8 protein-coding genes are annotated in these 13,282 nt (G+C 52.8%); all 8 read left to right on the forward strand.

Annotation, left to right across the window (positions count from 1 at the left end; genetic code table 11):
- Positions 1 to 14 precede the first annotated feature (14 nt).
- The 8 genes from pta to ACK5LI_RS09795 all read left to right on the forward strand — a co-directional run bounded on the left by pta (position 15) and on the right by ACK5LI_RS09795 (position 13,233).
- A complete protein-coding gene (gene pta, locus ACK5LI_RS09760) occupies positions 15 to 2,129 on the forward strand; it encodes a phosphate acetyltransferase (protein ID WP_416948718.1) in 2,115 nt (704 codons plus the stop codon).
- A gap of 30 nt (positions 2,130 to 2,159) precedes the next feature.
- Positions 2,160 to 3,368 (forward strand): acetate kinase, encoded by a 1,209-nt coding sequence (locus ACK5LI_RS09765; RefSeq protein ID WP_416948720.1) that lies wholly within the window; start codon positions 2,160 to 2,162, stop codon positions 3,366 to 3,368.
- Positions 3,369 to 3,473: 105 nt separating this feature from the next.
- Positions 3,474 to 4,535, forward strand: a complete 1,062-nt coding sequence (locus ACK5LI_RS09770; protein WP_416948722.1) for a DRTGG domain-containing protein — start codon at positions 3,474 to 3,476, stop codon at positions 4,533 to 4,535.
- A gap of 15 nt (positions 4,536 to 4,550) precedes the next feature.
- Positions 4,551 to 5,168, forward strand: coding sequence for a lactate utilization protein (locus ACK5LI_RS09775; RefSeq protein WP_416948724.1), 618 nt, complete (start codon positions 4,551 to 4,553; stop codon positions 5,166 to 5,168).
- A gap of 4 nt (positions 5,169 to 5,172) precedes the next feature.
- On the forward strand, positions 5,173 to 7,314 hold the full coding sequence (gene ldhH / locus ACK5LI_RS09780; RefSeq protein ID WP_416948726.1) for an L-lactate dehydrogenase (quinone) large subunit LdhH: 2,142 nt from the start codon (positions 5,173 to 5,175) through the stop codon (positions 7,312 to 7,314).
- Between the two features lie 158 nt (positions 7,315 to 7,472).
- Positions 7,473 to 9,278 (forward strand): methyl-accepting chemotaxis protein, encoded by a 1,806-nt coding sequence (locus ACK5LI_RS09785; RefSeq protein ID WP_416948728.1) that lies wholly within the window; start codon positions 7,473 to 7,475, stop codon positions 9,276 to 9,278.
- A gap of 148 nt (positions 9,279 to 9,426) precedes the next feature.
- Entirely contained in the window at positions 9,427 to 11,232 is a 1,806-nt protein-coding gene (locus tag ACK5LI_RS09790; protein ID WP_416948730.1) for a methyl-accepting chemotaxis protein, read from the forward strand.
- Positions 11,233 to 11,430: 198 nt separating this feature from the next.
- The gene (locus ACK5LI_RS09795; protein ID WP_416948732.1) at positions 11,431 to 13,233 is read left to right on the forward strand and encodes a methyl-accepting chemotaxis protein; all 1,803 of its coding nucleotides are present in this window, start codon (positions 11,431 to 11,433) and stop codon (positions 13,231 to 13,233) included.
- Positions 13,234 to 13,282: the final 49 nt, after the last annotated feature.

The raw sequence follows: 13,282 nt of genomic DNA on the forward strand, positions 1-13,282 counted from the left end.
GCAAGGAGTCCAACGTGTCCAAGAATCTGTACATTACAGCGACGGAGTCCAAAAGCGGCAAGTCCGCCATCGTGCTGGGAATGATGCAGCTACTGCTTCGCGAAGTCCGAAACGTCGCGTTCTTCCGCCCCATCATCAACAATTCCAACAAAGAAGTCCGCGATCACGACATCAACCTGATCCTGACCCACTACGGTCTGGACATTCCCTACGAAAGCACCTACGCCTATACCCTGCACGAGGCTCGTGAACTCATCAACAACGGGCAGCACGCCACCCTGCTTGAGAACATTCTCAACAAGTACAAAGCCCTTGAAGCAGAATACGATTTTGTTCTCTGCGAAGGCACTGACTTTCTTGGCAAAGATGCCGCGTTTGAGTTTGATCTGAACGCGGATATCGCTGCCAACCTCGGCTGCCCCGTAGTTGTTGTCGCCAATGGTCTGGACAAGACCTGTGACGACATCATCGGCTCCACTCAGCTGACCATCGACCAGCTGGACGAAAAGAGCCTTGACGTGGTGGCTGCCGTGGTTAACCGCGCCAGCGTCACTGACGAAGAAAAAGCGCAGATCATCAAAAACCTTGAGTGCAAGGCAAACTGCGCCAACCCTCTGGCTGTTTACGTTGTTCCCGAAGAGCCCACCCTTGGCAAGCCCACCATGAGCGATGTCAAAAAATGGCTCGGCGCTTCTGTTCTGTACGGCCACGGCCGTCTGGACTCGCTGGTGGATGATTACATCATCGCAGCCATGCAGGTGGGCAACTTCCTCGACTACATCGGACAGGGCACCCTTATCATCACCCCCGGCGACCGTTCTGACATCATTCTCGCCAGCCTTGCTTCCAGATTGTCGTCCTCGTACCCTGACATCTCCGGAATTCTGCTGACCGGCGGCCTTGAGCCCGCACCCAATGTGCACCGTCTGATCGAAGGTTGGACCGGCGTGCCCGTGCCGGTACTGTGCGCCAAGGAACACACCTATCTTACCACGCAGATTCTGAATGATCTGTATGGTAAAATCGGCCCCGAAGACGACCGTAAGATTGCTACCGCACTCGGCGTGTTCGAGCAGAACGTTGATACCGCGGAAATCGGCAAGCGTATCGTCAGCCGCCGTTCTTCGCGCATCACTCCCAAGATGTTCGAATACAACCTGATCGAACAGGCGAAAAAGCACAGAATGCGCATTGTTCTGCCCGAAGGGGCAGAAGAGCGTATCCTGCGTGCTGCTGACATCCTGCAGCGCCGCGGCGTGGCAGAACTCATCCTGCTGGGCAATGCCGACGAAGTGGGTAAAAAGATCAGCGATCTTGGTCTGGAGCTTGACGGTGTGACCATCATCCAGCCCGAGCTTGCCCCCAACTTTGAAGACTACGTTGCCACGTACTTCGAAGCCCGCAAGAAAAAAGGCATCAGCATGGAACAGGCTCGCGACATCATGTCCGACACCACCTACTACGGTACCATGATGGTACATAAAAACGACGCAGACGGCATGGTATCCGGTGCTATCAACACCACCGCACACACCATCCGCCCCGCTTTCGAATTCATCAAGACCAAGCCGGGCGCGTCCATCGTATCCAGTGTGTTCCTGATGTGTCTGAAAGACCGCGTGCATGTTTTTGGCGACTGCGCAGTCAACCCCAACCCGTCTGCAGAGCAACTCGCCGAAATCGCACTTAATTCTTCCGAAACCGCCCGCATCTTCGGCATTGACCCCAAAGTGGCAATGTTGTCGTACTCAACCGGATCTTCAGGAAAAGGTGCGGACGTGGAAAAAGTTATCGAAGCCACACGCATTGCCAAAGAACGTGCACCCGAGCTTGCACTTGAAGGGCCGTTGCAGTACGACGCCGCTATCGACGCGGACGTTGCCCGCACAAAAATGCCCGAAAGCAATGTGGCAGGTCAGGCCACTGTGTTCATCTTCCCCGATCTGAACACCGGCAACAATACCTACAAAGCTGTTCAGCGTGCTGCTGGAGCCGTAGCTATCGGCCCCGTGCTGCAGGGCCTGAACAAGCCCGTAAACGACCTGTCCCGTGGCTGCCTTGTGCCCGACATCGTAAACACAGTAGCTATTACAGCCATTCAGGCACAGGCAGAAAAAGGCCTTCGTTAGGTCAATTTATAGAGTAAAGAGGTAAGTAGAATGAACGTATTGGTTATCAACGCTGGCAGCTCTTCCTGCAAGTACCAGCTCATCAATATGGAAAACGAGGTCGTGCTGTGCGCCGGCCTGGTTGAGCGTATCGGCGAAGACATGGGTAAACTGGCTCACAAAATCGCTCCCGATACCGACAAGGAAGAAAAGATCGTTCTTGAGCAGCCTTTTGCCAACCATGTCGAAGGCATGAAAAAGGTTGTAGAGTTGATCACCGACGCCGACAAAGGCGTAGTGAAAGACAAGAGCGAAATCGGCGCCATCGGCCACCGCGTTGTTATGGGCGGTGAAGAAATTACCAAGTCCGTAAAAGTAGACGCCAAGGTGAAGGAAATCATCGACGGCTACAAGGCTCTGTGTCCTCTGCACAACCCTGCCAACCTCGCCGGTATCGAAGTGGCTGAAGAACTCTTCCCCGGTACGCCTTCCGTTGCCGTGTTCGATACCGAGTTCCACCAGACCATGCCTTCGCGTGCATACATGTACCCCCTGCCGCTGAACCTCTACGAGGACCTCAAAGTCCGTCGTTACGGCTTCCACGGTACATCGCACCGCTACGTCACCAAAAAAGCTGCCGAGTTCCTTGGCAAGCCTGTTGACGAAGTGAATCTGGTGACCTGCCACCTCGGCAATGGTTGCTCCATGGCCGCTGTGAAAAACGGCAAGTGCATCGACACCACCATGGGCATCACCCCTCTGGAAGGCCTGATGATGGGAACCCGCTGCGGTGATATCGACCCTGCCATTGTTCCCTTCCTCGTGGAAGCAAAGGGCATGACTGCTGCTGAAGTGGACACCCTTATGAACAAGCAGTCCGGTCTGAAGGGCATCTGCGGCATGAACGACATGCGCGACATCCACGCTGCCGTTGAAAAAGGCGACGAGAAAGCCAAAATGGCACTGGACATGTTCGTCTACCGCATCAAAAAATACATCGGCTCATTCTACGCTGCTCTCGGCCGCGTTGATGCTGTGATCTTCACCGCAGGCATCGGCGAAAACGACGACATCGTTCGCGCTGAAGTATGCTCCGAAATGGAAGTGCTCGGCATTACCATCGACCTTGAAAAGAACGCTGTTCGCTCCGGTGAACCCCGCAACATCGCAAAAGCCGAAGGCAGCGTTGCAGTTCTCGTGGTTCCCACCAACGAAGAACTGGAAATTGCTCAGGCAACCATGGAAGTGCTGAAAGGCTAATCCGAAAGTACAGACCAGCCGGCGGGGGCCGGAACCCTAGGGCAACGCCCCCGCTTTATAAATTTCTTCCGGCAGAAAACAGAAAAAAACAGAAGAGACACCGGCATGAAAGGACTATACATCGGCTCTACAGGCTCGTGGGCAGGCAAAAACCTTGCTGTTATGGCCATTGGATTATGGTTGCAGCGTGAAGGGTTACGTGTCGGTTACATGAAGCCGCTGGGAGTACGGCCCAAAACCGTGGACGAAGTTGTAGGCGACGAGGATGCCTTCTTCGTGCAGGAGGTTCTGGGACTGGAAGATGATCCTGCGCTGGTTACGCCTGTCATAACTCCTGCCAACCTGCGTACCTGCTCGCTGGCAGACCGGAAGAACGAGCTGGAATACGTGGCAACCGCATATGAGACACTGTCCCGGGGGCGGGACATCATGCTTATAAGCGGCTGCGGCGAATTTCTGCACTCCGGTAGACATGCCGGAATAGAGGGGCCCGCTCTTGTCCGCGAACTGGGTCTGAAAGCCCTCATCGTAGACAGGTATGATAGCGCGTTACATTACGATACCTTGCTGGGCTACCATGAAATCCTAGAAGACGCCCTTGCGGGTGTGCTGTTTAATGATGTTCCCGAAGACTACCTACGCGATGCAGAGGATATTCTTGTTCCGTATCTGGCGGAGCACGATATACCGGCCCTCGGCATTGTACCGCGCGACAGACTGCTTAATGCAATCAAGGCTGTAGAGCTGGCATGGCGTCTTGGCGGCAGGATAGTTTCCGGCAATCGGGAATCGGGCCGTATTGTGGAAGATTTCCTCATTGGCACCATGCAGGTGGACAATTTCATGTCTCACTTCAAACAGCACGCCAACTCGGCAACCATCGTGGGTGGCGACCGTACGGATCTGCAACTGGTGGCGCTGGAAGGCCAGTGCCCCTGTCTTATCCTGACCGGCAACATAACCCCCGATGAAATCATCCGCGCCCGTTCGGAAGCGCGGGGCGTGCCGGTGATAGTTGTCCGCGAAGACACCTACTCCGTTGCCCGCAAAATGGAAGAGATCCTTAACAGCCAGAAGCTGCGGGAACTTGTAAAAATCCGCCGCGCCGCCCAGCTGGTGGATAACGCTCTGGATTACCCCGCTCTGAAGGCAAAACTCGGCTTCTAATCAGGAGAACACCACATGTCTCAAGACCTGTCCCGGCTTATGCGTGAGAAAGCCGAACTGGTGGCTGCCACGGTGGCAGAGGTAAAGTCCATTGAAGAGGCATATGCCTACGCCGTGGAACTGTGTGATAAAAAAGAAGCATGTCAGCTAGTTATCTCCGGCTGCGAGCAGAACCTTTCTGCCCAGGCTGCAGAACTTTGCGAGACCAAGCAAGACAAAATCATGGCCGCTCCCGCACTGGCTGACGATGAATTCACCAAGCTGGCTGCTCTTGCCGAAGAACGCGGCATCCGTATGATCAAAGACGGCATGCGCAATCACCTTGCCGGCATCGACATCGGTTTTACCTTGTGTGATGCAGGCATCGCCGAAACCGGTACTATTGTTCTGAACTCCAACAGCGAAGAAGTGCGTATCGCTACCATGGTAAGCGAAATTCACGTTGCCGTTCTGCCCAAGTCGCGCATTCTGGCAGACTCTTACGACGCAGAACCGCTGCTGGCCGACCTGATGCAGGGCGCTGCTTACACTGCCTTCATCACCGGCCCCAGCCGTACGGCTGATATTGAACGCACACTTGCTCTGGGCGCCCACGGCCCCCTTGAACTGCACCTGCTGCTGCTGGAGGATTAATTCGATGCAAGACGCAAAGAATCTGAAAGAATACCGCGCCGAGCTGCGTGAATCTCTGGATAATGAATTTCTGCGCTCTACCATGGACAAGTTCGCGGTTGCGTACCCCATCGGCCGCGCCAATGCTTTTAAAGACATGGATGTTCAGGCTCTGATCCGCGAAATTGCAGACGCCAAAGACGCCGCAGCCCAGCGCATGGACGAGCTGTATGCTCAGTTCAAGGAAGAAGCTGAAAAGCGCGGTGTAAAAGTGCATCTGGCTAAAACCGCACAGGAAGCCAACGACATCATCGCCAAAATCGGCCGTGAAGCCGGCGTAAAGAAAATCGTCAAGTCCAAGTCCATGACCAGCGAAGAAACTCAGTTCAACCATGCTGTTGAAAACGAGTTCGAAGTTGTGGAAACCGACCTTGGCGAATGGATCATTCAGCTGCGCCATGAAGGTCCTTCCCACATGGTTATGCCGGCTATCCACCTTTCCCGTTATCAGGTTGCCGACCTTTTCAGCGACGTAACCAAGCAGAAGCAGGAGAACGACCCGCAGAAGCTGACCAAGGTTGCACGCCGCGAACTGCGTAAAGAATACGCCACAGCCGAAATGGGCATCACCGGTGCCAACTTCTGTGTGGCTTCCACCGGTACCATCGGTCTGGTAACCAACGAAGGTAACGCCCGTCTGGTTTCCACCCTGCCCCGCGTGCACGTTGCACTGGCAGGTCTGGACAAGCTGGTGCCCAACATGCACGACGCCCTGCGTTCGCTGAAGGCTCTGCCCCGTAACGCTACCGGTCAGGCCATCACCTCGTACGTCACCTGGATCACCGGTGCCAACGAGTGCGAAACCGGTCCCGAAGGCAAAAAAGAAATGCATATCGTATTTCTGGACAACGGTCGCCGTGCAATGGCTGACGATCCGCTTTACTCGCAGGTACTGCGTTGCATCCGTTGCGGCGCCTGCGCAAACGTGTGCCCCGTGTACCGTCTGGTCGGCGGTCACAAGATGGGTCACATCTACATCGGCGCCATCGGCCTCATCCTCACATACTTCTTCCACGGTTCCGACAAGGCCAAAAACCTTGTACACAACTGCATCAACTGTGAGGCCTGCAAAAACATCTGCGCCGGTGGCATTGATCTGCCCCGCCTGATCAAAGACATCCGCGCACGCCTGAACGAAGAAGGCGGTATGCCGGTTGAAACCAACCTGCTGGGCAAGGTGCTGAAAAACCGCAAGCTGTTCCACACTTTGCTGCGCTTCGGCAAATGGGCTCAAAAGCCTGTTCAGGACGGTCCCTACCTCCGCCACCTGCCCCTCATGTTCATGAAGGATCAGGGCTTCCGTCGCTTCCCGTCCGTTGCCGACAAGGCTTTCCGTGACGAATTTGAAGCAATCAAGCCCAAAGTGACCAGTCCCAAACTGCGCGTTGCCCTGTTTGCAGGTTGCGTACAGGACTTTGTCTACCCCGAACAGATGAAGGCCGCTGTTAAGATCTTCGGCGCACACGGCGTTGATGTGGACTTCCCCATGGAACAGAGCTGCTGCGGTCTGCCCGTGCAGATGATGGGTGAACGTCAGGCCACTATTGATGTTGCCGCACAGAACGTTATGGCATTTGATCCTGCAAAGTACGACTACATCGTTACACTTTGCGCTTCCTGTGCCTCGCAGCTGAAGGAAACATATCCTAACCTGCTGGCTGAAAAGCCTGAACTGAGCATCCGCACCAAGCAGTTCTCTGAGCGCGTCATCGACTTCAGCTCCTTCACCCACGATGTGCTGGGCGTTAAGGCCGAAGAATTCGAAAAGAGCGATGAAAAGGTTGCATACCATGCATCCTGCCACCTCTGCCGCGGTCTGCATGTTACCGAACAGCCCCGCAACCTCATCAACATGGCTGCCGATTACGCAAAGGCAGAAGAAGAAGAAGTATGCTGCGGCTTTGGCGGTACATTCTCCGTCAAGTTCCCCGAACTGTCGGAAAAGCTGCTTGAAAAGAAACTGAATAACACCGAAGCAACCGGCGCCAAGAAAATGGTAGCCGACTGCCCCGGCTGCATTATGCAGTTGCGCGGCGGCTGCAAGTCCTCCGGACGTGACATTGAAGTCCGTCACGTTGCAGAGCTGCTTGCCGACAAGATGAAATAAACTTCATCGCCGCATGTTATAATACTAAAGGCCACCGTCTTTCGGTGGCCTTTTTTACATTTACCCTAGACTATAATCTAATATGATCGATAAGTGTTTTTAAGCTACAGCACGATAGCCTATTGTTATATTACATGCCTAAGATTCGGGAGGAGTCTATGCTACGCAATTTTACAGTCAGAGCCAGAGTCATTGCGCTGGTAGTTCTGCTTATACTATGTATTGCGGGTGTGATGCTTGCATCACTTAACACTCAGGAGAGTATCGTTAAGTTCAACATAAGCGAAACGCAGCAGGTAATGCTCAAAGAAGAGCAGCAGAAAATCCAGATCGCCACAGAGAGCATCGCCACAGCTCTCGGAGACCTGCTTGCCGGTGCCCCGACAGGGGCTGATCCGGTGCGTATGGTTCAGCAAGCTGTTGAAAACATACGTTTTGAAGACGACAAGTCCGGTTACTACTTTGTATACGAAGGAACCACCGTTGTCGCTCTGCCCACCAAAAAATCGCTTATCGGTAAAGACCTTTCAAAAGTAAAAGACGACGACGGCGTTTATTACGTCAGCGAACTCAGCAAAGCTGCTCAGAAAGGCGGCGGATTTGTAAACTATATCTTCGACAAACCGGGCAAAGGGCTGCAGCCGAAGCTTGCCTTTGCTGTAATGATTCCGGGAACACAATACTGGATCGGCACCGGTGTATACATCGACAACATTGAGGCGGAAAAAGCCCGCATTCAGGCTGCCTCAGACGAGATGGTGCACAATTCGGTCTTTAATCTTACGGCGATCATCGGCGCTGTTATTGTGCTTATTGTTCTGCCCATCTGCGTGCTGATCATCTCCAGCATTGTTAAACCGGTTCGCGTTACCACAGAAGCTGCGCAGGCTATCGCTCAGGGCAACCTCGACGTAAGCCTTGATGTAGTGGGCAAAGACGAAATTGCCGCCCTGCAGGGCTCGCTTAACAGCATGGTTTCCGAGCTGGTCAAAACCATTGAAAATGTAAAAATCAAAGAAGCTGAAGCAAATAAGCAGGCAGAAGCCGCTCGCGAAGCCACAGAACAGACCAAAGAAGCCATGGCACGTGCAGAACAGGCTACCCGCAACGGCATGCTGGCTGCCGCACGCAGACTTGAAGGTGTCGTAGCCGCCATTAACGAAGCCACAGCGGACCTTGATAGTCGCAGCAGCGAAATCAGCAACGGTACCGAAATGCAGATGGCGCGGATCAACGAGACAGCGACCGCCATGGAAGAAATGAACGCTACAGTTATGGAAGTAGCGCGTAACGCGGCCGAAGCAGCAGAACAGACAGATCATTCCCGCCAGAGAGCGCTGCGGGGGGCAGAAGTCGTCTCTACCACCGTCAAGGCAATGAATGACCTGAAAAGTCTTGCTGACAACCTTAAAGGCAACATGCACAAGCTTGGACAGCAGTCTGAATCAATCGGCGCTATCATCAACGTGATTAATGATATTGCAGACCAGACAAACCTGCTGGCGTTGAACGCAGCCATCGAAGCAGCCCGCGCCGGCGATGCCGGTCGCGGTTTTGCGGTTGTCGCTGATGAAGTACGCAAGCTGGCAGAAAAGACCATGACAGCGACCAAGGAAGTCGGCGACAGCATCAAGGCCATTCAGGACCTTGCCCGTACAAACGTGGAAGGCATGGACGATGCTGCCAAAGCCATTGATGGAGCGGCGGAGCTTTCTGCCTCTTCGGGCGTGATGCTAGATGAAATTGTCAAACTGGCACAAGATGCCGCAGGGCAGGTGCAGTCCATTGCCACCGCTGCGGAAGAACAGTCCGCTGCCAGTGAAGAAATCACCCGCAGCGTTGAAGAAGTTAACAACCTTGCGCAGGACAACGGCAGAATGGTCGGAGAATCCGTTCAGGATATTTCCCAGCTTGCCGAACAGGCTGCAACTCTGACTGATCTTGTGGAAGAGCTGAAACGTTAACGAAATCTCCTGACCTTTAATCAAAGCAGCCTCATCGCGAGGCTGCTTATTTTATAAAACAACATTCTAACGGGTATCACCTTAACAAAACATGGGTCTGCACTAATTATAGAAAAGAAGCTTCAATATTCATTATGGGGGGAAAGTTATGCTTAGATCAATCAACATTGGTATACGCATCATCATGTTAGTGGCTTTCCTTATCCTTTGCATTGCTCTTGTCTCCGCTCTCTTTACCAGAATGCAAGGTAAGGTAATGGATTACAACCTAGGTGCCGCGCAGGAAATCATGCTGGAAGGCGAAAAGCATAAACTTACTGTTGCGGTAGACAGTATGGCCATCAGCCTGAGTACGCTCATAGACACCTCCGCTCCCGCCGCAATTCAGGAAGAAGCATTACGTGCCGCAGTGGATGCCATCCGCTTTGAAGACGACAAATCCGGCTACTTCTTCATCTTTACAGGCACTACGAACGTTGCTTTGCCAGCTAAAAAATCTGTTGTGGGAACAGATATGGGGGCAGCCCGCGATGCCAACGGCATCCAATTCATTACCGAACTCAGCAAAGCTGCTGAAGCCGGTGGTGGTTTTGTAGAGTATATCTTCGACAAGCCAGGTAAGGGCTTGCAGCCCAAGCTTGCCTACGCCCGCTATATTCCGGGTACTAAGTATTGGCTTGGAACCGGCGTCTACATTGATAACATCGAAGCTCAGAAAGAGCATATTGCTGCCAGCGCACACGAAATTGAAAACAGCGAGCAACTGGTACTCTACTCAATACTTGCAGCGCTTATGCTGCTAGTTGTAGCCCCTGTCTGCGTGGGCATAATTCTAAGCATCACCAGGCCGCTGGGTAAAACAACAGACGCCGCACAGGAAATTGCCAGCGGAAATCTGGATGTCACGCTGGATGAAGAAGGTAAGGATGAAATATCAAGACTGCAGCGCTCGCTGAACCAGATGGTGACCCAGCTTGTTGCGACCATAGAAGACGTAAAACAAAAAGAAGCAGAAGCTAACCGTCAGGCTGAGGCTGCGCGCCAGGCAACAGAGCAGACCAAAGAAGCTATGGAGCAGGCAAAGCAGGCAACAAGGCAAGGTATGCTTGCAGCAGCCCAGCGGCTGGAAGGTGTAGTCAATGCCATATCCGAAGCAACGGGCGACATCGACCACCGCAGTACGGAAATCAGCAACGGAACGCAGATGCAGGTTGCCAGAATCAATGAAACCGCAACCGCCATGGAAGAAATGAACGCGACAGTCATGGAAGTGGCCCGCAATGCCTCTGAAGCCGCTGAACAGACCAACAGTTCACGCGAAAAAGCGCTTGAGGGGGCGCAAGTCGTATCTGCAACCGTCACTGCCATGAACCAGCTAAAAAATCTGGCTGGCGATCTTAAGGATAATATGCACCAGCTGGGTCAGCAGTCCGAATCAATCGGTGCCATCATCAACGTGATTAACGACATAGCTGACCAGACAAACCTGCTTGCGCTGAACGCAGCCATCGAAGCAGCCCGCGCAGGTGATGCCGGCCGCGGATTCGCTGTGGTGGCAGACGAAGTGCGCAAGCTGGCAGAAAAAACCATGACCGCCACAAAAGAGGTCGGCGACAGCATCCGTTCGATACAATCACTGGCACGGACCAACGTTGAAGGTATGGATGAAGCCTCCAAGGCTATTGATAATGCTGCGACACTCTCTGCATCCTCAGGTCAAATGCTTGAAGAAATCGTAGCCATGGCGCAGGAGGCTGCCGGTCAGGTTCAGTCAATCGCAACTGCAGCCGAAGAGCAATCCGCCGCCAGTGAAGAGATTACCAGAAGCGTAGAAGAGGTGAACAACCTTGCACAGGATAACGGCAGAATGGTGGGAGAAACCGTGCAGGATGTTTCGCAGCTGGTCGAACAGGCAACCACGCTCAGCCAGCTGGTTGAAGAACTGAAACGCTAGCAAGCTCCCCGTACCCATAAAACGACAGGTAGGCCCGCGCGGGCCTGCCTGTTCTTGTTTTGTATACACTCTCAACAAAAAACTTAAAAGACTGCACAGTGTCACTCATTCTATTTGACACGCATGTGCATTATGTTAGATGCAATTATAATAGAATTAGAGTCACACTTTCATATTCCTGGTCTTGGAGGTTTTTTAATGAGACGGTTCAGTATTCGTGTTCGGATTATCTTTCTTGTTGTATTACTGCTTTCATGTATCTTACTTTCTATCACTTCACTTTTGCACATACAGAATGGAATTATAGATTTCTCAATCAATGAAACTCAATCTGCTATGTTCAAGGGGGAACAAAATAAGCTCAAAATCAGTACAGATGCTCTGGCATCAAGTTTAGCATCACAGCTAAAGCGTGTTACAAATCCAGAAGAACAGCGCGTTTTATTGCAAAACTCAGTAAATGATATCCGCTACGAAGAAGATCGCTCCGGTTACTACTTCATATTCAAAGACTCTACTGCCGTTGCTATGCCGCCTAAGCCGTCTCTGGTCGGTACGGACATGAAGCAAAGCAAAGACCCAGACGGCTTATTATTCATTCAGGAACTGCAAAAAGCAGCAATCAATGGCGGCGGATATGTAGAGTATTCTTTCAACAAGCCAGGCAAAGGTGTTCAACCAAAAATTTCATATGCTACGCTCATTCCCGGTACAAAATACTGGATTGGTACAGGCGTATACATTGACAATATAGCCGCGCAAAAAGACGCACTCAGCCAGACAACACATGAAATGGTCGATAGTGCCATTCTCCGCATTGTTATCATTCTCGGCGTCCTGCTGTTGCTCATCGTATTGCCTGTATGTACCTTGATTATCCTCAGTATCACAAAGCCTCTTCGCACTACTACAGATGCAGCACAGCGCATTGCAGAAGGCGACCTGAATACTGAGCTTGACGTAACCGGCAAAGACGAAATCGCGCAGTTGCAGACATCCCTGAATACGATGGTTCAGAACCTTTCGGAAACAATAGAAGACGTTAAAATTAAAGAAGCCGAAGCCAACAGGCAGGCCCGTGCGGCTCAGGAAGCGACAGAAAAGACAAAAGAAGCCATGGCCCGCGCGGAGCAGGCCACCCGTGAAGGTATCCTGCAGGCCGCTCAGAGGCTGGAAGGAGTAGTCAACGCCATTGCCGAAGCAACAGGCGATCTGGACATGCGCAGCAATGACATCAGCCACGGCACTGACATGCAGATGGCCAGAATCAACGAAACCGCAACAGCCATGGAAGAGATGAATGCCACGGTGATGGAGGTTGCACGAAATGCCGCAGAAGCAGCCCTGCAAACTGAAGAATCTCGCATAAAGGCTCTGGAAGGTGCGGAATCTGTGGCCTCTACCGTGGCCGCCATGAGTGAACTGAAGGAGCTTGCGGACAGCCTGACAGGAAATATGCACAAGCTGGGCCAGCAGTCCGACTCTATCGGAGAAGTTATTAACGTGATCAACGACATAGCCGACCAGACAAACCTGCTGGCACTGAACGCAGCCATTGAGGCCGCTCGTGCAGGTGAAGCGGGACGAGGCTTTGCAGTTGTGGCGGATGAGGTGCGCAAGCTGGCAGAAAAAACCATGACCGCCACCAAGGAAGTGGGAGAAACAATCCGCACAATCCAAAGCCTTGCACGTACCAACGTTGAAGGAATGGATGCGGCTGCAAAAGCCATTGCCAACGCGGCAAGCAAGTCATTATCTTCAGGAAAGACGCTGGCCGAAATTGTCAGACTGGCCGAAGATGCCGCAGGACAGGTGCAATCCATAGCCACTGCTGCAGAGGAACAATCTGCTGCAAGCGAAGAAATTACCCGCAGCGTGGAAGAGGTGAATACGCTTGCTCAGGACAACGGCCGCCTGATCAGCGAATCTGCAGGTGACATCTCGCATCTGGCTGGGCAGGCAGGCACCCTGCGCAGTTTAATGGACGACATGCAGCGCTAGATGCGACCACATAGTATGTACATAACAAAAGGCCCCGAAAGGGGCCTTA

It is taken from the genome of Oleidesulfovibrio sp. (genome assembly GCF_047973035.1).
GTDB lineage: Bacteria > Desulfobacterota > Desulfovibrionia > Desulfovibrionales > Desulfovibrionaceae > Oleidesulfovibrio.